This window comes from Pseudomonas sp., from assembly GCF_048269965.1.
Taxonomy (GTDB): Bacteria; Pseudomonadota; Gammaproteobacteria; order Pseudomonadales; family Pseudomonadaceae; genus Aquipseudomonas.
Window position 1 is genome coordinate 1 of sequence record NZ_JBLWTV010000024.1, and the last position, 22,833, is coordinate 22,833.

At 60.7% G+C, this 22,833-nt stretch carries 20 protein-coding genes and 2 pseudogenes; 10 read left to right on the forward strand and 12 right to left on the reverse strand.

Going from position 1 to position 22,833, the window contains the following annotated elements:
* Nucleotides 1-105 precede the first annotated feature (105 nt).
* The 6 genes and pseudogenes from ACN0X6_RS21365 (at nucleotide 106) to ACN0X6_RS21390 (ending at nucleotide 5,944) form a co-directional block, all read left to right on the forward strand.
* Nucleotides 106-1,020: a LysR family transcriptional regulator gene (locus tag ACN0X6_RS21365; protein WP_417707062.1), complete on the forward strand. Its 915-nt coding sequence runs from the start codon at nucleotides 106-108 to the stop codon at nucleotides 1,018-1,020.
* Nucleotide 1,021: 1 nt separating this feature from the next.
* Nucleotides 1,022-1,948 (forward strand): LysR family transcriptional regulator, encoded by a 927-nt coding sequence (locus tag ACN0X6_RS21370; RefSeq protein WP_417707064.1) that lies wholly within the window; start codon nucleotides 1,022-1,024, stop codon nucleotides 1,946-1,948.
* A 122-nt stretch (nucleotides 1,949-2,070) separates the two neighbouring features.
* Nucleotides 2,071-2,700 carry a glutathione S-transferase family protein gene (locus ACN0X6_RS21375; RefSeq protein WP_417707066.1) on the forward strand — a complete coding sequence of 210 codons (630 nt, stop codon included), beginning with the start codon at nucleotides 2,071-2,073 and terminating at the stop codon, nucleotides 2,698-2,700.
* Nucleotides 2,701-2,753: 53 nt separating this feature from the next.
* A pseudogene (locus ACN0X6_RS21380) lies at nucleotides 2,754-4,813 on the forward strand (pyridoxamine 5'-phosphate oxidase family protein).
* Nucleotides 4,814-4,861: 48 nt separating this feature from the next.
* Nucleotides 4,862-5,335, forward strand: coding sequence for a DUF1348 family protein (locus ACN0X6_RS21385; RefSeq protein WP_417707067.1), 474 nt, complete (start codon nucleotides 4,862-4,864; stop codon nucleotides 5,333-5,335).
* A gap of 285 nt (nucleotides 5,336-5,620) precedes the next feature.
* A complete protein-coding gene (locus ACN0X6_RS21390; protein WP_045735106.1) occupies nucleotides 5,621-5,944 on the forward strand; it encodes a hypothetical protein in 324 nt (107 codons plus the stop codon).
* Nucleotides 5,945-6,256: 312 nt separating this feature from the next.
* Here ACN0X6_RS21390 and recA read toward each other — a convergent pair whose 3' ends face one another.
* The 3 genes and pseudogenes from recA to ACN0X6_RS21405 all read right to left on the reverse strand — a co-directional run bounded on the left by recA (nucleotide 6,257) and on the right by ACN0X6_RS21405 (nucleotide 8,513).
* Nucleotides 6,257-7,303: a recombinase RecA gene (recA, locus tag ACN0X6_RS21395; RefSeq protein WP_045735105.1), complete on the reverse strand. Its 1,047-nt coding sequence runs from the start codon at nucleotides 7,301-7,303 to the stop codon at nucleotides 6,257-6,259.
* A 103-nt stretch (nucleotides 7,304-7,406) separates the two neighbouring features.
* Nucleotides 7,407-7,925 (reverse strand): annotated as a pseudogene (locus ACN0X6_RS21400) (ATPase domain-containing protein); the annotation flags it as partial.
* Nucleotides 7,926-8,012: 87 nt separating this feature from the next.
* Nucleotides 8,013-8,513 (reverse strand): CinA family protein, encoded by a 501-nt coding sequence (locus ACN0X6_RS21405; RefSeq protein WP_417707069.1) that lies wholly within the window; start codon nucleotides 8,511-8,513, stop codon nucleotides 8,013-8,015.
* Nucleotides 8,514-8,624: 111 nt separating this feature from the next.
* On the opposite strand from ACN0X6_RS21405, the gene ACN0X6_RS21410 reads away from it, so the two are divergent.
* The 3 genes from ACN0X6_RS21410 (at nucleotide 8,625) to fdxA (ending at nucleotide 13,051) form a co-directional block, all read left to right on the forward strand.
* Complete coding sequence (locus ACN0X6_RS21410; protein ID WP_417707071.1) at nucleotides 8,625-9,929, forward strand: methyl-accepting chemotaxis protein; 1,305 nt, start codon at nucleotides 8,625-8,627, stop codon at nucleotides 9,927-9,929.
* 91 nt (nucleotides 9,930-10,020) lie between these two features.
* Nucleotides 10,021-12,588: a DNA mismatch repair protein MutS gene (gene mutS / locus ACN0X6_RS21415; protein WP_417707072.1), complete on the forward strand. Its 2,568-nt coding sequence runs from the start codon at nucleotides 10,021-10,023 to the stop codon at nucleotides 12,586-12,588.
* 139 nt (nucleotides 12,589-12,727) lie between these two features.
* Entirely contained in the window at nucleotides 12,728-13,051 is a 324-nt protein-coding gene (fdxA, locus tag ACN0X6_RS21420) for a ferredoxin FdxA (RefSeq protein WP_021206625.1), read from the forward strand.
* Nucleotides 13,052-13,508: 457 nt separating this feature from the next.
* Here the strand turns inward: fdxA and rpoS are convergent, their stop codons facing one another.
* The 9 genes from rpoS to ACN0X6_RS21465 form a co-directional block, all read right to left on the reverse strand.
* Complete coding sequence (gene rpoS / locus ACN0X6_RS21425) at nucleotides 13,509-14,516, reverse strand: RNA polymerase sigma factor RpoS (RefSeq protein WP_004424060.1); 1,008 nt, start codon at nucleotides 14,514-14,516, stop codon at nucleotides 13,509-13,511.
* Between the two features lie 101 nt (nucleotides 14,517-14,617).
* Nucleotides 14,618-15,433, reverse strand: a complete 816-nt coding sequence (locus tag ACN0X6_RS21430) for a peptidoglycan DD-metalloendopeptidase family protein (protein WP_417707136.1) — start codon at nucleotides 15,431-15,433, stop codon at nucleotides 14,618-14,620.
* 111 nt (nucleotides 15,434-15,544) lie between these two features.
* Nucleotides 15,545-16,483 carry a DUF368 domain-containing protein gene (locus tag ACN0X6_RS21435; protein ID WP_417707075.1) on the reverse strand — a complete coding sequence of 313 codons (939 nt, stop codon included), beginning with the start codon at nucleotides 16,481-16,483 and terminating at the stop codon, nucleotides 15,545-15,547.
* Between the two features lie 25 nt (nucleotides 16,484-16,508).
* The gene (locus tag ACN0X6_RS21440; RefSeq protein WP_417707138.1) at nucleotides 16,509-17,144 is read right to left on the reverse strand and encodes a protein-L-isoaspartate(D-aspartate) O-methyltransferase; all 636 of its coding nucleotides are present in this window, start codon (nucleotides 17,142-17,144) and stop codon (nucleotides 16,509-16,511) included.
* A gap of 38 nt (nucleotides 17,145-17,182) precedes the next feature.
* Nucleotides 17,183-17,932 (reverse strand): 5'/3'-nucleotidase SurE, encoded by a 750-nt coding sequence (surE, locus tag ACN0X6_RS21445; RefSeq protein ID WP_417707077.1) that lies wholly within the window; start codon nucleotides 17,930-17,932, stop codon nucleotides 17,183-17,185.
* Nucleotides 17,920-18,978 carry a tRNA pseudouridine(13) synthase TruD gene (gene truD / locus ACN0X6_RS21450; protein ID WP_417707079.1) on the reverse strand — a complete coding sequence of 353 codons (1,059 nt, stop codon included), beginning with the start codon at nucleotides 18,976-18,978 and terminating at the stop codon, nucleotides 17,920-17,922. Before truD ends, surE begins: the two co-directional genes overlap by 13 nt.
* The gene (gene ispF, locus ACN0X6_RS21455; protein WP_417707081.1) at nucleotides 18,975-19,448 is read right to left on the reverse strand and encodes a 2-C-methyl-D-erythritol 2,4-cyclodiphosphate synthase; all 474 of its coding nucleotides are present in this window, start codon (nucleotides 19,446-19,448) and stop codon (nucleotides 18,975-18,977) included. Before ispF ends, truD begins: the two co-directional genes overlap by 4 nt.
* Nucleotides 19,449-19,625: 177 nt before the next feature.
* Nucleotides 19,626-20,468 carry an S-formylglutathione hydrolase gene (fghA, locus tag ACN0X6_RS21460; protein WP_417707082.1) on the reverse strand — a complete coding sequence of 281 codons (843 nt, stop codon included), beginning with the start codon at nucleotides 20,466-20,468 and terminating at the stop codon, nucleotides 19,626-19,628.
* A gap of 80 nt (nucleotides 20,469-20,548) precedes the next feature.
* Nucleotides 20,549-21,661: an S-(hydroxymethyl)glutathione dehydrogenase/class III alcohol dehydrogenase gene (locus tag ACN0X6_RS21465; protein ID WP_206418269.1), complete on the reverse strand. Its 1,113-nt coding sequence runs from the start codon at nucleotides 21,659-21,661 to the stop codon at nucleotides 20,549-20,551.
* A 186-nt stretch (nucleotides 21,662-21,847) separates the two neighbouring features.
* Here ACN0X6_RS21465 and ACN0X6_RS21470 point away from each other — a divergent pair, with 186 nt between their 5' ends.
* Nucleotides 21,848-22,744: a LysR substrate-binding domain-containing protein gene (locus ACN0X6_RS21470; RefSeq protein WP_417707084.1), complete on the forward strand. Its 897-nt coding sequence runs from the start codon at nucleotides 21,848-21,850 to the stop codon at nucleotides 22,742-22,744.
* Nucleotides 22,745-22,833 lie beyond the last annotated feature (89 nt).

Below are 22,833 nucleotides of genomic sequence, written 5' to 3' on the forward strand. Positions count from 1 at the left end.
GCGCCTGGGAAGAAGACACCGAAAAGCGTTGGTAGGGCTTACGTTGGTTTTTGGTTCCATTGCTCCCCAAACCCCAGGCTCTGCGGGAGAAAACAGGAGCTGAACATGGATCGCTTTCAGGAAATGCAGGTCTTTGTCGCGGTAGCCGATGAGCAGAGTTTTGCCTCGGCCGCGCGGCGGCTGAACATGTCCGCCCCCAGTGTGACCCGTGCCGTGGCGGCTCTTGAGGAACGCATCGGGACTCGATTGCTCGCCAGAACAACCCGCAGCCTGCATATCACCGAGGCCGGTCAGCGCTATCTGGCAGACTGCCGGCGGATTCTGGCCGAGCTGGAAGAGGCCGAAGAGTCAGCGGCCGGCAGTCATGCGGTTGCCCGTGGTCAATTGAACGTGACCGCTCCCGTACTTTTCGGCGAACTGTTCGTGACACCGCTGCTGGTGGATTACCTCGATCAATATCCGCAGGTCCAGGCCAAGGCGCTGTTGGTCGATCGTGTAGTCAATATGACGGAAGAAGATATCGATGTGGCCATACGCATCGGAGATCTGCCCGAGAACAATCTGCACCGAGTTAGGGTCGGTACAGTGCGTCGGGTCATCTGTGCCTCCCCTGACTTTCTGGCCGAATACGGCCGCCCGCAACATCCCAATGACCTGCGTGACGCCTCAGTGGTTCTGGCCGCGAGCAGCACGCTGGTCAGCGACTGGCAATTTATGGGGCCTGAAGGTGCGATCACGGTCAGGCCCCAACCCCGACTGGTGGTCTCGGCCAATCAGGCAGCGATCCGTGCTGCATGCGCCGGTTGGGGACTGACTCGCGTACTGTCATACCAGATTGCCCGGCAAGTCGAGGCTGGCGAGCTGGAAATCGTGCTGGCCGACTATGAACTGCCATTGCTGCCTATCCATGTGGTCTACCAAGGCGGGCGCAAGCTATCGGCCAAGCTTCGCACTTTTGTCGATTTCTGCACCAGCACCCTGCAACAGAACCCGGCACTCAACCCGGTGCAGGACGCCTGAAATGAACCGTTATCAGCAGATGAAGGTGTTTCTGGCCGTGGCCGAGACACTCAGCCTGGCTGCTGCGGCCAAGCATCTGCACCTGTCATCGGCCACCGTGACCAGGGCCGTGGACGCCCTGGAAAACCGCCTGGGTATCCCATTGCTCCAGCGCAGCACCCAAGGCGTGACCCTGACAGCGGCCGGCGAACAATTCCGGCATGACAGCCAGCGCATTCTTGGCGAGGTCTGGGCCGCAGAAGCGTCTGCCAGAGGGCTGCACCACAACGTGTGTGGACGCATCAATCTGAGCATGCCCCTGCTGTTTGGCCAATTTCTGTTCACTCCCGTCCTGCTTGAATACCTGACGCAGTACCCTCAGGTGCAGATTTGCGTGCAGTACCAGGAACATTACCCCAACCTGCATGAAGAAGGCGTGGATGTGGCGGTGGCTATCGGCCCCCTGCCCGACTCATCCCTGTTCGCGATCAAGGTCGGCAGCTCTCGCCCCGTTATTTGTACCAGCCCAGCCTATCTGCTCGCTCATGGTGAACCGCAACACCCTTCTGAGCTGCGGACTCACTCGATCATCCACACCAGTAGCGATGCGCAGACATCGGAATGGACTTTCCGCCAGGGCGACCAACCTTTAAGCGTGCGTATCGCGCCGAGATTGCGCTGTACAACCAGTCAGGCAGCCATTATCGCCGCGTGTCAGGGTGCTGGGCTGGCTCGCTGCATGGCCTATCAGGTGCATGAACAGCTCGGCACGAAGCAACTGCGCAGCGTACTTGCCCCATATGCCCCTGCCGATCTGGATATCCACCTGGTCTACCGCGAAGGGCGACGGGCAACCGAGCGAGTCCGCAGCTTTATCGACTTCGTAGTCGCACGGCTGCGTCAGCACCCCGCCCTTAACGAAGCGACTTTATTTCACTCAGCGAAATAAATGATTGCCATTTTTGACGATTCTTCAACTCTTCAACTGACAGCATGATGCGTCCATCAGCGCGATATCCGTTGGCCTATGCCACCGCCTGAGTCATTCCCTAGGACTATCTGGAGCTCATCATGTCAGACACCATCAAACTGTTCCGTCACCCTCTCTCGGGCCACGCTCATCGTGTCGAGCTGATGCTTTCACTGCTCGATGTACCGGCAGAGTTGGTTTTCGTCGACCTGGCCAAGGGGGCGCACAAACAACCCGAATTTCTCGCCATGAACCCTTTTGGCCAGGTGCCGGTAATCGACCACAACGGCACAGTGCTCAGCGACTCCAATGCCATCCTCGTCTATCTGGCCAAGAAGTATGACGACAGTGGCCGTTGGCTGCCGGAAGACCCCCTTACCGCCGCCAAGGTACAACGTTGGCTGTCAGTGGCGGCCGGCCCTCTGGCCTCAGGCCCTGCAACTGCACGTTTGATTACCGTGTTCGGCGCGCCCTATGACGCTGAATCGACCATTGCGCGCGCCCATGCACTACTCAAGGTGATTGAGCAGGAACTGGCTGCTAGCCCATTCCTAGTCGGCGACCATCCCAGCATCGCTGACGTGGCCTGCTACTCCTACATTGCCCATGCCCCGGAAGGAAACGTAGCCCTGAGTGATTACCCGCACTTGCGCAGCTGGCTGCAGCGGATCGAGGCGCTGCCAGGGTTCGTGCCCATGCAACGCACAGCTGCAGGCTTGCAAAGCGCCTGATACCTAACTGGCCCCGCTCCATGGGGCCAGCCTTAACGCCTGGAGCCACGGCCATGTCAGACGCCAATATCCCCTCACCTTGGCATCTTGGAGAAAAGCAGTTGCAGGCCCGGGTCGGCGTGGCCGAACAAATGGAGGTTTTCGGCCGCAAGGTGATCCGCGACCACCTGCCGGAGCAACACCGCGCCTTCTACCAGCAATTACCCTTTATCCTTATGGGCACAGTCTCTCCCGAGGGACTTCCATGGGCCGGCATACTGGCTGGCGAGCCCGGGTTCGCCCACTCCCCCACAGCGCAGACACTGCGCCTGGAAACCCATCTGGATGCGGACGACCCGTGCAGCAGCGGTTTGACTGCGGGCAAAGCCATTGGCCTGCTGGGTATTGAACTGCACAGCCGTCGCCGCAACCGACTCAATGGCCGGCTGATCAGGCGCGAGCATGATCATCTGGCGATGGTGGTCGAGCAGAGCTTTGGTAATTGTCCGCAATATATCCAGCTACGCCAGCTGCAAGCAGCCAAGGCCGAGCCCCACGAAGCCCTGCCGGTCGAGCGCGCGAACCAGCTCAGCCCTGCTGACCAGGCGATGATTAGTCGAGCCGATACCTTCTTCGTCGCCAGCTATATCGAGCAGGCCAATGGCCAATTGGCCGTGGATGTATCACACCGTGGCGGTCAGGCCGGATTTGTTCGCGTTGAAGGCAACCGTCTAAGCATTCCAGACTTTGCCGGTAACCTGCACTTCAACACCCTCGGCAATCTGCTACTCAACCCGCGCGCTGGCCTGCTCTTTATCGATTTCAGCAGCGGTGACCTGCTCCAGCTCAGCGGAACCACCGAACTGGTCTTGGAAGGGCAAGAGGTGCAGGCGTTTCAGGGCGCCGAGCGGTTATGGCATGTGCAAGTTGAGCAGGTCGTGCGCCGTCCGGCGTCACTACATCTGCGCTGGCACTTCGCGGACTACTCACCCAACAGCCTGATGACCGGCTCCTGGGCAGAAGCCCAGGCTCGCCTGGCGGCCATGGACTTGCAGCAGCAATGGCGGCCCTGGCGAGTAGTGAGGATTGTCGAAGAAAGTCCCAGCGTACGTTCCCTTTATCTTGAGCCGAGCGATGGGGCTGGAATGCCCAGCTTCATTGCAGGCCAGCACATGGCGCTGCGGCTCAATCTCATCGGGCAGCCAAGGCCGCTAATCCGTACCTACAGCCTGTCAAGCGCACCCTCCGATCGATTCATGCGCATCAGCGTCAAGCGCGAAGGGCAGGCATCGACCTATCTGCATGAGCATCTGCAGGTCGGCAGCCTGCTTGAAGGGCGAGCGGCCCAAGGGCATTTGCGCCTGGATACCGAACAACGCCGCCCCCTGGTGCTGCTCGCTGCGGGGATAGGCATTACTCCCCTGCTGTCGATGCTGCGTGAAACGCTCTATCAGAACCGCCGTCTACGCCGACATCGCACCGTATGGCTGATTCAAGCTGCTCGTAGTGCAAGTGAGCTGATCTTTCGTGAAGAACTGGCCGACTTGCTGCAACCGGGCGACACACCGCTGCACATGCTCCGCGTACTTAGCCAGCCCGAAGCAACAGCCCGCCTGGAGCAGGACTATGACCTGGCCGGGCATGTGGATGTCGCGCTGCTCAAAGCCTGGTTGCCTTGGGATGATTACGACTTCTATCTATGCGGGCCGGGGGCCTTCACCCAGAACCTCTATGATGGATTGCGCGAGCTGAATGTCAGCGATCAGCGGATTCATGCCGAAAGTTTTGGTCCCGCCAGCCTGCGCCGCTCAGGGGACGCACTGAATAGCGCCCCGACATTGTCGCCAGCAACGGTTGCCGTGCCCGTGCTGTTTCAGCGCTCGGGCAAGGAAGCCCGCTGGACACCAAACAGCGGTAGCTTGCTTGAGTTAGCCGAATCACGTGGCCTGAGCCCTGAATTCAGCTGCCGAAGCGGCAACTGCGGGACTTGCAAGACCGCAGTGCTGAGCGGCGCTGTGACTTATCTGCATCAACCACCTGAACAGCCTGCCGATGGTCATGCCCTGCTCTGCTGTGCCGTGCCGTGCCGGCTGCCACTGCAACGGGCCTCCACCCCCTGGTACTCGACCTGTAGACGCAGGCTGAATTTACGATGCTTTAACCCACTAGCGAGAAGCTATCCATGACAGAGAATGCACGCCCGCCTTACCCACCGTTTGATCTTGCCAGCGCGACGCAAAAAGTACGCTTGGCCGAAGACGGCTGGAATACGCGCGATCCCAACCGCGTCGCGCTGGCCTATACCGTCGACAGTCGCTGGCGTAACAGAAGTGAATTCCCCCAGGGGCGTGAACAGATCCGAGCGTTTCTGACGCGTAAATGGAACCGCGAGCACGAGTACCGTCTGATCAAGGAGCTCTGGGCCTTTCAGGATAATCGCATCGCGGTGCGCTTCGCTTACGAATGGCATGACGACAGTGGGCAGTGGTTTCGTTCCTACGGTAATGAAAACTGGGAATTTGATGCGCAAGGCTTGATGCAAACCCGGCATGCCAGCATCAACGACTTGCCGATCCAGGCCAGCGAACGTCTATTCCATTGGCCCCAAGGCCGCCGTCCGGACGATCACCCTGGCCTTAGCGAACTAGGGCTTTGACCGCATAGAACAAACTCGGCACATGCCTGATTCCGCCCGGAGTCAGGCATTCGCTCAGGCCAATAATTTCCTTAGGGATGGTCTGAAAAAGCCCTTTCTCGAAAAATGCAGCCCAGCAACCACGAGGGTTACAGGGCAGCGATTTCGCGAAACGGGAGCTTTTTCAGAGTTTCCTTAGATGAAATTAAGTAATCCGCAAACTGATAATTCTTGCGGCGAATCATTAGCGAGAGACTGTATCCGACGGCCAACAGGCCTTAATCAATCGATCTGGAGAACAGGCTCATGAAAAAACTACTGCTTAGCTTTGTACTGCTAGCGCCAATGGCTCACGCAGCCGAAATCATAGGCACCGGCCCGGACAATCGCGTGGGTGAAGTATTTGGCAGCGGTGTCGGTGTGCTTCTGGGCGGCGCAGCCGGTGGGCCTGTCGGCGCCCTGGCTGGAGCCGCAATCGGTTACTTCACCGGTGGTGGCGTACAACAGGTCACTGGTCAAACCGGTGTGGCCTATCAGGTCAAACGGGATGATGGAAGCGTGAGCACGCTGCGTTACAACCGCTTGCCGGAAGAGCTGAAGAGCAACATTGAGAAATATCCCAAGAACTAGCGGTAGCGCTATTTAACTTTGCGAGGCATAGAGATCGACGTATTTCACCAGAAACCGAAAGTCTTCTCCAGGTTCGCCCTAGGACGAGGGTATCCGTTTTGGATTGAGGAGGGGAAAGCTGTTTTGATTAAAAAAGAATTTGAAGATAATTATGGAGAGTAGCTGAGCGGGAAGCGAACCTGTAAGTAACCTTGATCGGAAAGAAACCTGATGCGGCATCAAGTATAAAGCCTAGCTGGGGAGGCTAGGCTTTATATGGGGTAGAAGCTTAACTATCGATTGTCATCAGCGACCTTAAACCGCTACGAGATATCAATATTCGTCAGCCGGCTCTTCTAAGGCCGCGAGGTTGGCAGAGGTTTCAGCCTGCGGCTTGGACATCAGTTTGTCGCGAATCAGACTTTCCAGTTTGTCCATGGTTTGCTTGTTGTCCAGCAGCCACTTCATGGTGTTAGCCTTACCTTGGCCGATCTTGTTACCTTCGAAGGAGTACCAAGCGCCGGACTTTTCAACAAAGTTGTTAGCAACAGCGAGGTCAACAATCTCACCGGCCTTGCTAATACCCTGACCGTAAACGATCTGGAACTCTGCTTGCCTGAATGGAGCAGCTACCTTGTTCTTCACCACCTTGACACGGGTCTCGCTGCCTACTACTTCGTCGCCTTCCTTGACTGCGCCGGTACGGCGGATATCCAGGCGCACCGAGGCGTAGAACTTCAGGGCGTTACCACCAGTGGTGGTTTCAGGACTGCCAAACATTACACCAATCTTCATACGAATCTGGTTAATGAAGATACACATAGTATTGGAGTTCTTCAGGTTACCAGTGATCTTCCTCATCGCCTGCGACATCATTCGGGCGGCAAGGCCTACATGGGAATCCCCAATTTCGCCTTCAATCTCAGCCTTCGGAACAAGAGCAGCAACAGAGTCAACGACAATAAGATTGACCGCCCCAGAACGCGTCAAGATGTCTACGATTTCAAGTGCCTGCTCACCAGTGTCAGGCTGTGAGCACAGGAGTTCGTCAATATTAACGCCGAGCTTGGCTGCGTAGATCGGATCAAGCGCGTGCTCAGCATCGACAAATGCACAAGTCAAACCTTGACGTTGCGCTTCAGCAATCACCGACAGCGTAAGCGTGGTTTTACCAGAAGACTCCGGCCCATAGATTTCAACGATACGGCCGCGCGGCAACCCACCCACCCCCAAGGCGATGTCCAAGCCGAGTGAGCCAGTCGATATAACATCTATATCCATAGTGCGGTCGGAGCCCAGCCGCATGATGGAACCCTTACCAAACTGCTTCTCAATTTGAGAAAGAGCCGCTTCTAACGCCTTGCTTTTTGCCTGATCCATTCTTGATGACCATTTAAATTAATAATTAATCGGGTCTTACTGATTAGCTTAGGACGTTTCCCTAATAAGAAAGGAATACCTCCTAAGTGAACCAAAACTATGCCGCAGTGGCTAATACTGCATCCTGCAGACCGACGTGCATGTCACCCATTTCGCCTTCGATTTCCGCCTTGGGCACCAGGGCCGCCACGGAGTCGACGATGATCACGTCGATGGCATTGGAGCGCACCAGCATGTCGGTGATTTCCAGCGCCTGCTCCCCGGTGTCCGGCTGCGATACCAGCAGGTCATCGACGTTGACGCCGAGCTTGCCGGCATAATCCGGATCCAGCGCATGCTCGGCATCGACGAAGGCACAGGTGGCGCCAAGCTTCTGCGCCTCGGCGATCACCGACAGGGTCAGCGTGGTCTTGCCAGAGGATTCCGGGCCGTAGATCTCGACGATACGGCCTTTTGGCAAACCGCCGATGCCCAGAGCGATATCCAACCCCAGCGAACCGGTGGAGATGGCCGGAATGGCCTGGCGCTCATGGTCGCCCATGCGCATCACCGCGCCCTTGCCGAACTGCTTCTCGATCTGACCCAGGGCAGCCGCCAAAGCGCGCTTCTTGTTCTCGTCCATTACCATCCTCACGTATTAACAAGGGCCTCGAGGGCCGCCAACAACTGTATAAGTAGCCAGTATTATTCCACAGGGCAAGTCGCCCGCCTACCCCATCAGCGGATTTTCCTCCGTCAGCAGGCGCAAAAGCCCCGCCAGTGCGGTCTCGACCGTTTGTCGGCGCACCTCGCCACGATTTCCAGAAAACTGTTTGCGCACACTGAGAAGGCGCTCGCCATCGCCCCAGGCCAACCAGACGGTACCGACCGGTTTTTCCGCGGAACCACCGCCCGGCCCCGCCACCCCACTGACAGCCACGGCATAGCGCGCCCCGCTATTGGCCTGAGCGCCACGCACCATCGCCTCGACCACCTCCTGGCTAACGGCGCCCACACTGACGAAAAAGTCGGCACATACAGCCAACTGCTTGGTTTTCTGGGCGTTGGAGTACGTCACATAGCCGGCTTCGAACCAGGCCGAACTGCCGGGGATGCGAGTGATCGCCTCGGCGATACCGCCGCCTGTGCAGGACTCTGCAGTGGTGACCTGAGCAGCTTGCGCCTGCAATGCCACGCCCAGTTGCTCGGCCAGTTGGCTGATTCTGTCCATATCCGCTCCTCGCTCATCGAACGGCAAACCCTACACAGCTTCACATGCCAGTGGAAACGGCAAATTTCGTCTACTGTTATCACGGGCTAGGGTGTACTAGGAGGCACTGCAATGTGGCTGTCACGGAACAAGGAACACAGGGAAGCGCAGGATCAGGGAGCGGCAGAGCTACAGGCCATTCGCCAATCGATGGCGATGATCGAGTTCACCCCGGACGGCATCATCCTCGATGCCAACCCTGCCTTTCTCGGCGTGGTGAATTACCGCCTGGAAGAGATCGTCGGCAAGCACCATCGTCAATTCTGCTCGCGCGACCTGAGCGAGAGCCTCGCCTATCAACAGTTCTGGCAGCGCCTGCGGCAGGGCGAGCACTTCAGTGATCGCTTTCCAAGGCTGACACGAGACGGCAAGGAGGTCTGGCTGGAAGCGACCTACATGCCGATCCGGGATAATCAGGGCACAGTGATCAAGGTGATGAAGATCGCCACCGACATCACCCGCCAGGTCGCGGCCGAACACATGCACGAGAGCTACATCAAGGCCATCGACCGCTCCATGGCGGTGATCGAGTTCAACCTTGAGGGCGAGGTAGTGAGCGCCAACCAGAACTTCCTCGATCTGATGGGCTATCGCAGCGACGAGGTGATCGGCCAGCATCACCGACTCTTCTGCTTGCCGGAAGACAGCCATAGCGACGATTACCGTCAGTTCTGGGCCCGCCTGAACAAAGGCGAGTTCATGTCCGATCGTTTTCGCCGGCTGACCAAGCAAGGCCGCCAGGTCTGGCTGCGCGCCACCTACAACCCGCTGTACGACGCCAACGGCCGTGTCTATGGCGTCGTGAAATTCGCCAGCGACATCACCGCCCAGGTCGAGCGCCGCGACTCGGAGGCCGCCGCTGCCCAACTGGCTCACGACATCGCCAAGGAGACCGACGTTTCCGCCGATCACGGCACACGCACAGTGGCGCAGACCGTCGCGGTGGTCGCCGACATTGCCAGCGAACTGGCTCATGTGGCCGAACAGATAGAAGGCCTCAACAAGCAATCCGAGCAGATCACCAGCATCGTCCAGGTCATCCGCAGTATCGCCGATCAGACCAATCTGCTGGCACTCAATGCGGCCATCGAAGCGGCACGTGCCGGCGAACAGGGCCGCGGCTTCGCCGTGGTGGCCGATGAAGTGCGTCAACTGGCCTCGCGCACCAGCCAGGCGACTCAGGAGATCAACGGCGTCGTTCAGCAGAACCAGAACCTCACGCGCAATGCAGTGGCCAGCATGGCTACCACGCGAGAACGCGCGCGTACCGGTGTCGACCTCGCCAACCAGGCCGGCGAGGTGATCCGCGAGATACGCAGCGAGTCGCAACGTGTGGTCGAGGCGGTGGCCCAGTTCTCGGTGACCTTCACCGACTGAAGGGGAATTGCGTCAGATTCGCAGCCCACGTGAGGGACGAAGTATGGGAAAATTCCCGGCTTCGTCACACCCATCGCACGTAAGGCCCGGCATGACCGATCTCTCCGCTCACACCCCGATGATGCAGCAGTACTGGAAGCTGAAGAACCAGCACCCGGATCAGTTGATGTTCTATCGCATGGGTGACTTCTACGAGATTTTCTACGAAGACGCGAAGAAGGCAGCCAAGCTGCTCGACATTACCCTGACCGCACGCGGCCAGTCGGCCGGCCAATCGATCCCCATGTGCGGCATTCCCTTCCATTCGCTCGAAGGCTATCTGGCCAAGCTGGTCAAACTCGGTGAGTCGGTGGTGATCTGCGAGCAGATCGGCGACCCGGCCACCAGCAAGGGCCCGGTCGAGCGCCAGGTGGTGCGTATCATCACCCCCGGCACCATCAGCGACGAAGCCTTGCTCGATGAGCACCGCGACAACCTGCTGGCCGCCGTACTCGGCGACGAACGCCTGTTCGGCCTGGCCGTGCTGGACATCACCAGCGGCCGTTTCAGCGTGCAGGAGATCAAAGGGTGGGAAAACCTGCTGGCCGAGCTGGAGCGCCTGAGCCCCGCCGAGCTGCTGATCCCGGACGACTGGCCGCAGGGCCTGCCTGCCGAGAAACGCAAGGGCTCGCGCCGCCGTGCGCCGTGGGATTTCGACCGCGACAGTGCCTTCAAGAGTCTGTGCCAGCAATTCAGCACTCAGGATCTGAAAGGCTTCGGCTGCGAGAACCTGACCCTGGCCATCGGCGCCGCCGGCTGCCTGCTCAGCTATGCCAAGGAAACCCAGCGCACCGCCCTGCCGCATCTGCGCAGCCTGCGCCACGAGCGCCTCGATGACACGGTGATCCTCGACGGAGCCAGCCGCCGCAACCTGGAGCTGGACATCAACCTGGCTGGCGGCCGCGACAACACTCTGCAATCGGTCATGGATCGCTGCCAGACCGCCATGGCCAGCCGCCTGCTGGGCCGTTGGCTGAACCGCCCGCTGCGTGATCGTGCGGTGCTGGAAGCACGCCAGGACGCCATCGCCCGCCTGCTCGATGGCTATCGCTTCGAAACGCTGCAGCCGCAGCTCAAGGAAATCGGCGACCTTGAGCGCATCCTCGCCCGTATCGGCCTGCGCAACGCCCGCCCACGCGACCTCGCCCGCCTGCGCGATGCCCTGGCGGCGCTGCCCGAGCTGCAACTGGCGATGACCGCGCTGGATACCCCCCATCTGCAACAACTGGCCAGCAGCATCGCCACCTACCCGGAACTGGCCGACCTGCTGGCCCGCGCCATCATCGACAACCCGCCGGCAGTGATCCGCGACGGCGGCGTGCTGAAGACCGGTTATGACGCCGAGCTGGACGAACTGCAGGCCATGAGCGAGAACGCCGGACAGTTCCTCATGGATCTGGAAGCGCGGGAGAAGGAACGCACCGGCCTGGCCAACCTCAAGGTCGGCTACAACCGCGTGCACGGCTACTTCATCGAACTGCCGACCAAGCAGGCCGAGTCGGCGCCGGCTGACTATATCCGCCGGCAGACGCTCAAAGGCGCCGAGCGCTTCATCACCCCGGAACTGAAGGAATTCGAAGACAAGGCACTGTCGGCCAAGAGCCGCGCCCTGGCACGGGAAAAGATGCTCTACGACGAGCTGCTCGAGCGCCTGATCGGCCACCTGGCGCCACTGCAGGACAGCGCCGCCGCCCTCGCGGAACTGGATGTACTGAGTAACCTGGCAGAGCGCGCACTGAATCTCGACCTGAATCGCCCGCGCTTCGTCGACGAGCCGTGCATGCGCATCGACCAGGGCCGTCACCCGGTGGTCGAGCAGGTGTTGACCACGCCCTTCGTGGCCAACGACCTGGATCTCGACGACAGCCGCCGCATGCTGATCATCACCGGGCCGAACATGGGCGGTAAATCCACCTACATGCGCCAGACCGCGCTGATCGTGCTGCTGGCCCATATCGGCAGCTTCGTCCCGGCAGCGGCCTGCGAGCTGTCGCTGGTCGACCGCATCTTCACCCGTATCGGCTCGAGCGACGACCTGGCCGGCGGCCGCTCCACCTTCATGGTGGAAATGAGCGAAACCGCCAATATCCTGCACAACGCCAGCGAACGCAGCCTGGTGTTGATGGACGAAGTCGGACGCGGTACCAGCACCTTCGACGGCCTGTCGCTGGCCTGGTCGGCAGCCGAGCACCTGGCGCGCCTGCGCGCTTTCACCCTGTTCGCTACCCACTATTTCGAGCTGACCGTGCTGCCGGAAAGTGAGCCGGTGGTGGCCAACGTGCACCTCTCGGCCACCGAGCACAACGAGCGCATCGTCTTTCTCCACCACGTTCAGCCAGGCCCCGCGAGCCAGAGCTACGGCCTGGCCGTGGCGCAACTGGCCGGCGTACCCGGCACGGTGATCAGCCGTGCGCGCGAGCACCTGGCGCGCCTGGAAGCCACCAGCCTGCCGCACGACCTGCCACGCCAGGAGCCCGGCCAGCCGCAAGCGCCGATGCAGAGCGATCTGTTCGCCAGCGCGCCACACCCGCTACTGGAGCAATTGCACAAGATCAATCCGGATGATCTGACTCCGCGCAAGGCGCTGGAGCTGTTATATACATGGAAGACGCAGATCTAACGCTCAATACAACAAACTGCTAGAATCGCGCGCAATTTTACGACCGCCCGGTTTACAGCCTGAGCCGCGGCCACATACAGAGCGCCTGGCAGCCCTTCACAGAAAGGGCCCAGGCCGCCGCCCGAGGAGAGAATCAGACATGACCTTCGTCGTCACCGACAACTGCATCAAGTGCAAATACACCGACTGTGTGGAAGTCTGCCCGGTGGACTGCTTCTACGAAGGCCCGAACTTCCTGGTCATTCACCCGGACGAGTGCATCGATTGCGCCCTGTGCGAGCCGGAGTGCCCCGCGCAAGCGATCTTCTCGGAAGACGAGGTACCGGACGATCAGCAGGAGTTCATCGAGCTGAACGCCGATCTGGCCGAAGTGTGGCCGAACATCACCGAGAAGAAAGATGCGCTGCCGGATGCCGAAGAGTGGGATGGCGTGAAGGACAAGCTGCAGCATCTGGAGCGCTGAGTTCGCCCAGAAACACGAAGACCCGCCAAGTGCGGGTCTTTTACTTTCAGAGCCGATGTCGTGACTGGCAACGCCCAACAGGGTTGCCGCCAAGAATGGCGGGCAAAAAAAGGGGCGGCTTGCGCCGCCCACTTTTATTCCCTCATCCCTTTGTTTCCCAACTCATCGTCCTGATGAATCGCTTCTTGCGATGTTCCTGATCATCATCCTGATGATCTGTGCTTGTCCCTGTGCACGGGCGTGATATTAGCCGTTTCAGGCGCCTGCACAACCCGACCAACACTCATCCCGCCTGCGCAGATAATTTAAAAATCTTTAAAAAACAATTAGTTATAAGTTTATCCGGTAAAAAGCCGGGCTTTTCAGCACAAACACTGACAGCACCTGTAAGCGATGACTTACAGGGACGCACATAAAAAAACCCGGCCGCAGCCGGGTTCGTGATCGAAGCGAAGCCTCACTGGAACAAGGCGTCGCTGGACAAGCCGTTCTTCTCCAGGATTTCCCGCAAACGCTTGAGCGCCTCGACCTGAATCTGCCGCACCCGCTCGCGAGTCAGGCCTATCTCCTGCCCCACTTCTTCCAGGGTACAGCTTTCATGGCCACGCAGGCCGAAGCGACGCACAACGACTTCCCGTTGTTTGTCGGTCAGGTCGGAGAGCCACTGATCGATGCTCTGCGACAGATCATCGTCCTGCAACAGCTCGCAGGGATCGGTCGGACGATCATCGGTCAGGGTGTCGAGCAGCGTCTTGTCCGAGTCCGGACCGAGCGAGACGTCCACCGAGGACACTCGCTCGTTGAGGCCGAGCATGCGCTTGACCTCGCCCACCGGTTTTTCCAGCAGGTTGGCAATTTCTTCCGCAGAAGGCTCATGGTCGAGCTTCTGGGTCAGTTCCCGAGCCGCACGCAGGTATACGTTGAGCTCCTTGACCACATGAATGGGCAGACGGATGGTTCGCGTCTGGTTCATGATGGCGCGTTCGATGGTCTGGCGGATCCACCAGGTTGCATAGGTCGAGAAACGGAACCCCCGCTCCGGATCGAATTTCTCCACGGCGCGAATCAGGCCGAGGTTGCCCTCCTCGATCAGATCGAGCAGAGAGAGACCACGATTGACATAACGCCGAGCGATCTTCACGACCAGGCGCAGGTTGCTCTCGATCATGCGCTTGCGCCCGGCAGGATCGCCCTTCTGCGCCAGACGCGCGAAGTGCACTTCCTCTTCGGGAGTGAGCAAGGGAGAGAAACCGATTTCGTTGAGGTAGAGCTGAGTGGCGTCTAGCGCCCGGGTGTAGTCGATGTATTTGTGCTGCTTGGAGGGGGTGGCGTTCTTGGCCTTGGTACGTGCGACCGGTGCTTCCACCTCATCGCCCTGAACCTCGCCGAAAACGATGCCTGGCTCCATGAGGAGCAGTTCATCGTCGACGTCAAACTCCGGCGCTTCTTTTTTGATGAGAGCCATTGTTGTTGTCCCTAGCTGAGTTCGACAACAGACTCTGGCGGAACCATCCTGGCCACACCTGAGCCCGTCCCTCCTACGTGATGGAACGGGTCAGCGACGGATCAACGACGTGGCAGATATTGCAGCGGATCGACAGGTTTACCTTGGCGGCGAATCTCGAAGTGCAGCTTCACCCGGTCGGCCCCTGTGGACCCCATTTCGGCAATACTTTGCCCGGCTTTGACCTGCTGCCCCTCCCGTACCAACAACCTGCGGTTATGACCGTAAGCACTTACGTAGGTATCGCTGTGCTTGATGATGATCAACTCGCCGTAGCCCCGCAAACCACTCCCGGCGTACACCACTGAACCATCAGACGCAGCTAAAACAGGCTGTCCTAATTGCCCTGCGATATCAATGCCTTTATTCAAACTACCGTTTGAGGAAAAACGACTGATCACCGCGCCCTCGGTTGGCCAGGACCAGCCACTGGCAGAACGACTCACCGGTGTCACTGGCGTAGTCGCTGGCGTATTGGCCACAGGCGGGCGTGCAGGCTGAGTGGCAGGCGGTGCAGTCACGGCAACCGGTGGACGACTGGGCACTGGCCGGGTGACAACGGGCGAGCTGGCTGGAGACGGTTTCGAAACGACTGGCTGACTGTTGCCTAACGGGCGGTTGTCGAAACGGATCGTCTGCCCCACGCGGATCAGATAAGGATCGCGCAAGCCGTTATGAGCAGCGAGTGCCTTCCAATCCCAGCCGAAACGAAAGGCTATCGAATAGAGCGTATCGCCGCGCTGCACCACATAGTGGCCGTTGCGCACGGGCTGACGCTGCACCACCGGAGCACGTCCCTGATTCTGCCCACGGTCGACGACCTGCACGCCGCCAGGAGGCGAGCTGACGCAGCCGACCAATGCAGAGGCAGCAAGCATCGCGAGCGGCAGACGAACGGCTGCAACTGCGCGGACTAGCACGTGAAGGACGGTCCGACTCACCCAACTGCTCCCTGAATGATTCCGAGTACGGCGCCTATTGTGCCGTATTTATTCTGTGCGGCCAGCATCGACCGGCCGACGACTTGCCAGCCATTCCAGGCCCAGCACCAGGACGATACCGCCGATCGCCAGTACCACGGCGAGCAACAGCTGCGGGTCCTGACCACTGATTTCGGCAAACTGTCCCGGCAGCAGATTGTGCTCCAGCAGCGGTACCTGCTCGCCCTTGCTGTCGGTACGCCAGCTCAGGGTTTCTTTCCAGGGCCAGACCTTGTTCAACGAACCCAGCATCAGGCCGGCCAGAAACGCCAGGCTCATGTCACGCCAGCGTGACAGCAGCCAGCTGAGCAAGCGAGCGAAACTGAGGATGCCAACCAGACAGCCGCAGGCGAATACCGCCAGGACCAGCATATCGAGGTCCTTCACCGCACCCAGCACCACCGAATAGAGGCCGAGCAAGAGCAGGATGAAGCTGCCCGAGATACCCGGCAGGATCATCGCGCAGATGGCGATGGCGCCGGCCAGGAACAGGGTTGGCAGGTCACTGCCCCACTGCATTGGGGCGGCGACGGTGATCCAGTAAGCGAAAGCCAGGCCAAGCAGAAAGCTCGCCGCCCTGCTCCAGTTCCAGCGTTTGATCTCTCGCCCGACCAGATAGGTGGACACCAGGATCAGGCCGAAAAAGAACGACCATACCGGAATCGGATGGTGCTCCAGCAGATAGGTGATCAGCCGCGCGAGCGTGAGGATGCTGGTCAGGATGCCGCACAGCAGCACCAGCAGGAATGTCGCGTTGGCCATCTGCCAGGCGTCCTTGATGCGGCCTCGCAGCAGCAGCAGGAACGCTTCGGGAATACTGGCGATGGAGCGCAGCAGCTCGTCATAAATGCCACTGATAAAAGCGATGGTGCCACCGGAAACACCGGGCACGACATCTGCAGCGCCCATCGCCAAACCCTTGGCATAGAGCAGAAAATGTTTCTTCATGGATCCTTCCGCAGCGAAAAAGCGATCAAGCCAGCGGCCCGTTGAGTAGGGGCACGAAGCGCACGGCATCGAGCACGTGACGGGAAAAACCATCCGCCTCACGTACGATCAACAGCAGTTGCTGCACATCGCCACTGCCGACCGGAATGACCAGACGTCCACCTGGAGCCAGTTGATCGAGCAAGGCCTGCGGCACTTGCGCAGCGGCGGCGGTGACGATGATGCCGTTGTAGGGACCGAGCGCGTTCCAGCCTTCCCAGCCATCGCCCCAGCGAAAGACCACGTTGCGCAGCTTGAGTTCGGCCAGACGCTCCTTGGCGCGGTCCTGCAGCCCCTGAATGCGTTCCACCGAGAATACCCGCTCGACCAGTTGCGCCAGTACGGCAGTCTGGTAACCGGAACCGGTGCCAATCTCCAGCACCTTGTCCAGCGGGCCGGCAGCCAACAGCAGCTCGGTCATGCGGCCGACCATGTAGGGCTGGGAAATGGTCTGGTTATGGCCGATGGGCAGTGCAGTGTCTTCATAGGCGCGATGCGCCAGGGCCTCGTCGACGAACAGATGGCGCGGCGTACGGCGGATCACTTCCAGTACCTGCGCGTTGGACAACCCCTCCTCATAGAGGCGCTGAATCAATCGTTCGCGGGTGCGCTGCGAGGTCATGCCGATCCCGCTGCGCTGCATCTCGTCCTGTCCACGCATCAGAAGATGCCCTCCAGCCAGCCATCCATAGATTCGAGGGCTTCATTGAACGTGCGATCGAGCCGTAGCGGCGTGATCGATACATAACCTTGCATCACGGCATGAAAATCGGTGCCCTGACTGCCATCCTCGACATCACCGGCGGCAGCGATCCAGTAACCTTCCTTGCCACGCGGGTTGACCACCTTGACCGGTGCAGCCGCGCGCGCGCGATGCCCGAGACGGGTCAGTTGCACGCCACGGATATGTTCCAGCGGCAGGTTCGGCACATTGACGTTGAGCACCGTGCGCGGTGGCAAATCCAGGGTCGCATGTGCCTCGACCAGCTTGCGCGCGAAATAGGCCGCAGTCGGCAGATTGTCGGGCAGGCGCGAGAGCAGCGAGAACGCGAACGCCGGCTTGTTCAGGAAACGTCCTTCCAGCGCTGCGGCGACCGTGCCGGAATAGAGCACGTCATCACCCAGGTTGGCGCCCAGGTTGATGCCGGAGACGACCATATCCGGCGCTTGCTCGAGCAGGCCATTGAGGCCCAGGTGCACACAGTCGGTCGGCGTGCCATTGAGGCTGATGTAGCCATTGGCCAGGGCCATGGGATGCAGCGGACGATCGAGTGTCAGCGCACTGCTGGCACCGCTCTTGTCTTCGGCAGGCGCGATCACCACGCAATCGGCATAGTCGGCCAGCGCTTGGTGCAACGCAGCGATACCGGGCGCGTTCACCCCGTCGTCGTTGGAAATCAGAATTCGCATGGAGTATCCGTCTGCCCTGCTGGCACCAGATCGAGCAATTCGCGCACCACCACGGTGGCGAAACACCCGGCCGGCAGGACGAATGCAAGTTGCAGAATATCGGGTTCGGGATAATGCCATGACAGGCCGCCAATGGGGAGGCGCAGAATTCGCCGTTCGTGCGCCATGTCCGCCTTGATCAGCCATTGCACCAGCTGCGTCGCGTCATCGGCCACGCTTTGCTCGAGCTGCTGGGTAGCGCCGCTGGTCGGCAGAGCGCCATCGCCCCACAGCGGCCCGGTGGGATGCAGGTCGAGAATGGCCAGGCGCGGGTCAACGCACTCGGCCTCACCGGCCATGAAGAAACTGCGGCTGGCGGTGAACGCCAGCAGGTCACCCCTCTGTGCCTGGTTCCAGGTGCCATTAGCCACGCGCTTGGCCAGCACCTGATTGAACAGATGGCTGCGCACCGAGGACAGCAGGCGCGAACGCAGGTTGCGCTGCACCGGCAGCTCCAGGCGCGCAGCATAATCGCGGGCTTGTTCGACATTGCCGCCATCGAAGCCGAAGCGCTGCAAGCCGAAATAATTGGGCACGCCTTGCGCGGCGATACGCTGCAGGCGCTGCTCCAGCGCATCGCGGTCCGCCTCCAGGGCAGTCAGGCGCAAGGTGAAACCATTGGCGGCATGGGCACCACGCTGCAATTTTCGGTTGTGCCGCTGGCTGCGCAGGATGACCAGATCATCGCCCTGCGCGGCTGCCAGATCGGGATCGGCCTTGCCCGGCAGGTGCAGGCTGAACCACTGGCGGGTCAGCGCCTGACGATCCTTGAGCCCCGCATAACTGACCGCCTTGAGCGGCAAGCCGGCAGCGCGGGCGATACGCCGAGCGGCTTCCTCGGTATTCAGACCGCGTTTTTCCACCCACAGCCAGAGATGCTCGCCCTGACCAGTGAGCGGGATGTCGAGCACCTCGTCGACCTGAAAGTCCTCGGCCGTGGCCTTGAGTACCGCGCGCCCGCAGGCCTCGCCGTGGGCACGCGGCCCGAGCAGTTGCAGCTCGTTCATGCCTTGACCAGCAGGGACACGGCGTGCACCGCGATTCCTTCCTCACGCCCGGTGAAACCCAGCTTCTCGGTGGTGGTGGCCTTGACGTTGACCTGATCCAGCTCGATGCCCAGATCCTCGGCGATGCGCTCGCGCATGCCGTGGATGTGCGGCGCCATCTTCGGCGCCTGGGCGATGATGGTGGCGTCGACGTTACCCACCGCGTAGCCCTTGGCACGCACCAGGCCCATCACATGGCGCAACAGCGCGCGGCTGTCAGCGCCCTTGAAGGTCGGATCGGTATCGGGGAAGTGCTTGCCGATATCGCCCAGCGCCACGGCGCCAAGCAGCGCATCACTCAGGGCGTGCAGCAGCACGTCACCGTCGGAATGAGCGACAAGACCGAATTGATGGGGAATCCGTACGCCGCCGAGGGTGATGAAATCGCCTTCGCCGAAGCGGTGTACGTCATAGCCATGACCGATACGCATAAAGAACAACGCCCTGAAAAAGTCAGGGCGTGATTCTAACCGTATTGCCCGTAGCCCGGATGAAATCCGGGAAAATCGCACCGCGGATTTCATCCGGGCGACGCCGGGTGCTGCTGCAGGGTGCGCCACGAGCACCAAGGGCCAGGGTTCGCCCAGCTGCGCGCAGCGCAGAACGACCTAGGTCAAGGCCTCGGCATGATGACGCAGGTGATCGTCGATAAAGCTGGCGATGAAGTAATAGCTGTGGTCATAGCCCGGCTGCATGCGCAACGTCAGCGGATGACCCGCAGCCTTGGCGGCCGCCTGCAACGCCTGCGGCTTGAGCTGCCCCTCGAGAAAATCGTCACGATCACCCTGATCGATCAGAATCGGCAGCTTCTCGCCGGCCTCGGCGATCAGCACGCTGGCATCCCACTCACGCCAACGCGAACGTTCCTCGCCCAGGTACAGCGAGAAGGCCTTCTCGCCCCAGGGGCAGTTCATCGGATTGCTGATCGGCGAAAACGCTGACACCGACTGATAACGCCCCGGATTCTTCAGCGCGCAGATCAGCGCCCCGTGACCACCCATGGAGTGGCCGGCGATGCCGCGCTTGTCCGAAACCGGGAAATTGGCCTCGATCAGCGCCGGCAGCTCCTGCACCACGTAGTCATACATGCGGTAGTGCCGCGCGAAGGGCTCCTGGGTCGCGTTGACATAGAAGCCGGCGCCCAGACCGAAGTCGTAGGCGCCGTTGGCGTCATCGGCCACGCCCTCGCCACGCGGACTGGTGTCCGGCGCGACGATGATCAGCCCCAGCTCGGCGGCCATACGCTGGGCGCCGGCTTTCTGCATGAAATTCTCGTCCGTGCAGGTCAGGCCGCTGAGCCAGTACAACACCGGCAGCTTGGCGCCCTGCTCGGCCTGAGGCGGCAGGTAGACGGCAAACACCATGTCGCAATTGAGGCTGCTGGAGCGATGGCGATAGCGCTTGTGCCAGCCACCGAAGCTCTTGTTGCTGGAAACGATTTCGAGGGTCATGGGCATCTCCGCAGGGTGCGCCGTGCGCACCGCTTGATCCTGGTGCGCATGGCGCACCCTAGAGTCAGGTCACCCTGAGGTCAGAAATGAATGACGGTGCGAATGCTCTTGCCTTCGTGCATCAGCTCGAACGCCTCGTTGATGTCTTCCAGCGGCAGGTTGTGGGTGATGAAGGTATCCAGCGGGATTTCACCACTCTGCGACTTCTCGACATAGCTGGGCAGCTCGGTACGCCCCTTGACGCCACCGAAGGCACTGCCACGCCAGACGCGGCCGGTCACCAGTTGGAACGGACGGGTGCTGATCTCGGCACCGGCCGGCGCGACACCGATGATGGTCGACTCGCCCCAGCCCTTGTGGCAGCACTCCAGCGCGGCGCGCATCAGCTGCACGTTGCCGATGCACTCGAAGCTGTAGTCGACGCCACCGTCGGTCATCTCGACGATGACCTCCTGGATCGGCTTGCTGTGCTCTTTCGGGTTGACGAAGTCGGTGATGCCCAGCTCACGGGCCACCGCCTCCTTGGCCGGATTGATGTCGATACCGATGATGCGCGAAGCCTTGGCCATCTTGGCGCCGATGATGGCAGCCAGACCGATGCCGCCCAGGCCGAAAATGGCCACGGTGGAGCCCTCGGTGACCTTGGCGGTATTGAGCACGGCACCGATACCGGTGGTCACGCCGCAGCCGAGCAGGCAAACCTTCTCCAGCGGTGCGTCCTTGGGAATCTTGGCCAGGGAGACTTCCGGCAGCACGGTGTACTCGGAGAAGGTCGAGCAGCCCATGTAGTGGTAGACCGGCTCGCCGTTGTAGGAGAAGCGGCTGGTGCCATCGGGCATCAGGCCCTTGCCCTGGGTCGCGCGTACCGAGCTGCACAGGTTGGTCTTGTTGGATTTGCAGAATTTACACTCGCCGCATTCGGCGGTGTACAGCGGAATCACGTGGTCGCCGACCGCCAGCGAGGTAACGCCCTCGCCCACTGCCTCGACGATACCGCCACCTTCGTGACCGAGAATGCAGGGGAACACGCCCTCGCTGTCCTGCCCGGACAGGGTGTAGGCGTCGGTGTGGCAGACGCCGGTCGCGACGATACGCACCAGCACTTCGCCGGCCTGAGGTGGCGCCACATCGACCTCGACGATTTTCAGGGGCTCATTCGGGGCGAAGGCGACGGCGGCGCGGGACTTGATCATGGCAGTTCTCTCAGGGGAGCGTGGACAGTGGTCGGCAGTCTAGCTCATGTCCAATACGAGATAATCAGCAGCAGAGCAAAACATTATTGCTGTACAGGGATAATATTGAGCCTCCTTACATCGCCCGCAAGCGGGCTCCTACAGGTGCAGCCGGATGCAATCGGGAGCACAGGAGAACAAGCATCGATGAATCGCTGGGAAGGACTCGACGAATTCGTCGCCGTGGCCGAGTGCGGGCAGTTCAGTGCCGCGGCCGAGCGCCTGGGATTGTCCACGTCGCAGGTCAGCCGCCAAGTGGCACGCCTGGAAGAACGCCTGCAGAGCCGGCTGTTCTATCGCAGCACCCGGCGAGTGGCCCTGACCGAGGCCGGCCAGTTGTTCCTGCAACACTGCCAGCGCCTGCAGGATGCCCGCGAAGAAGCGCTGCGCGCGGTCGGCGACCTCGGGGCGGAACCCAAGGGGCTGTTGCGCATGACCTGTGCGGTGGCGTACGGCGAGCGCTTCATCGTGCCGCTGGTCAACGACTTCATGGCGCAGCATCCGCAGCTGCGCGTGGAGATCGAACTGTCCAACCGCCAGCTCGACCTGCTGCACGAAGGCCTGGATCTGGCCATCCGCCTCGGGCGCCTGCAGGACTCGCGGCTGATGGCCGCACGCCTCGCGCCTCGCGAAATGTATCTGTGCGCGGCTCCCGACTATCTGCAGCGCTACGGGCGCCCGCACTCGCTATCCGAGCTGGCCCGGCACAACTGCCTGGTGGGGAGCAGCGACCACTGGAGCTTCGCCGAGAACGGTCGGGAAACCCAGGTGCGAATACAGGGCAACTGGCGCTGCAACAGCGGCCAGGCCGTGCTCGACGCAGCGCTGCGCGGCTTTGGTCTGTGCCAGCTGCCGGACTATTACGTGTTGGAACACCTGCGCAGCGGACGACTGATCTCTCTGCTGGAACAGCATCGCCCACCCAATACAGCGGTCTGGGCGCTCTATCCACAGCAGCGCCATCTCTCGCCCAAGGTACGCCAGTTGATCGACTCGCTGCGCAAGGGCCTGAGCCAGCGCGCCGAGTACAGCGTCTCCGTCTGACGCTCTGCAACGACCTTGTCAGCCGGCTGCACGGTCACGGAATGTCACAAGCCGGCGCGAAACTTGAGCGAGGCGACCGCGTCACACAC

Bases quoted from the DNA above. Each gene is read 5' to 3' on its own strand.
- ACN0X6_RS21365 (WP_417707062.1), top strand. From the start codon at position 106: ATGGATCGCTTTCAGGAAATGCAGGTCTTTGTCGCGGTAGCCGATGAG.
- ACN0X6_RS21370 (WP_417707064.1), top strand. From the start codon at position 1,022: ATGAACCGTTATCAGCAGATGAAGGTGTTTCTGGCCGTGGCCGAGACA.
- ACN0X6_RS21375 (WP_417707066.1), top strand. From the start codon at position 2,071: ATGTCAGACACCATCAAACTGTTCCGTCACCCTCTCTCGGGCCACGCT.
- ACN0X6_RS21385 (WP_417707067.1), top strand. From the start codon at position 4,862: ATGACAGAGAATGCACGCCCGCCTTACCCACCGTTTGATCTTGCCAGC.
- ACN0X6_RS21390 (WP_045735106.1), top strand. From the start codon at position 5,621: ATGAAAAAACTACTGCTTAGCTTTGTACTGCTAGCGCCAATGGCTCAC.
- recA (WP_045735105.1), bottom strand. From the start codon at position 7,303: ATGGATCAGGCAAAAAGCAAGGCGTTAGAAGCGGCTCTTTCTCAAATT.
- ACN0X6_RS21405 (WP_417707069.1), bottom strand. From the start codon at position 8,513: ATGGACAGAATCAGCCAACTGGCCGAGCAACTGGGCGTGGCATTGCAG.
- ACN0X6_RS21410 (WP_417707071.1), top strand. From the start codon at position 8,625: ATGTGGCTGTCACGGAACAAGGAACACAGGGAAGCGCAGGATCAGGGA.
- mutS (WP_417707072.1), top strand. From the start codon at position 10,021: ATGACCGATCTCTCCGCTCACACCCCGATGATGCAGCAGTACTGGAAG.
- fdxA (WP_021206625.1), top strand. From the start codon at position 12,728: ATGACCTTCGTCGTCACCGACAACTGCATCAAGTGCAAATACACCGAC.
- rpoS (WP_004424060.1), bottom strand. From the start codon at position 14,516: ATGGCTCTCATCAAAAAAGAAGCGCCGGAGTTTGACGTCGACGATGAA.
- ACN0X6_RS21430 (WP_417707136.1), bottom strand. From the start codon at position 15,433: ATGCTTGCTGCCTCTGCATTGGTCGGCTGCGTCAGCTCGCCTCCTGGC.
- ACN0X6_RS21435 (WP_417707075.1), bottom strand. From the start codon at position 16,483: ATGAAGAAACATTTTCTGCTCTATGCCAAGGGTTTGGCGATGGGCGCT.
- ACN0X6_RS21440 (WP_417707138.1), bottom strand. From the start codon at position 17,144: ATGACCTCGCAGCGCACCCGCGAACGATTGATTCAGCGCCTCTATGAG.
- surE (WP_417707077.1), bottom strand. From the start codon at position 17,932: ATGCGAATTCTGATTTCCAACGACGACGGGGTGAACGCGCCCGGTATC.
- truD (WP_417707079.1), bottom strand. From the start codon at position 18,978: ATGAACGAGCTGCAACTGCTCGGGCCGCGTGCCCACGGCGAGGCCTGC.
- ispF (WP_417707081.1), bottom strand. From the start codon at position 19,448: ATGCGTATCGGTCATGGCTATGACGTACACCGCTTCGGCGAAGGCGAT.
- fghA (WP_417707082.1), bottom strand. From the start codon at position 20,468: ATGACCCTCGAAATCGTTTCCAGCAACAAGAGCTTCGGTGGCTGGCAC.
- ACN0X6_RS21465 (WP_206418269.1), bottom strand. From the start codon at position 21,661: ATGATCAAGTCCCGCGCCGCCGTCGCCTTCGCCCCGAATGAGCCCCTG.
- ACN0X6_RS21470 (WP_417707084.1), top strand. From the start codon at position 21,848: ATGAATCGCTGGGAAGGACTCGACGAATTCGTCGCCGTGGCCGAGTGC.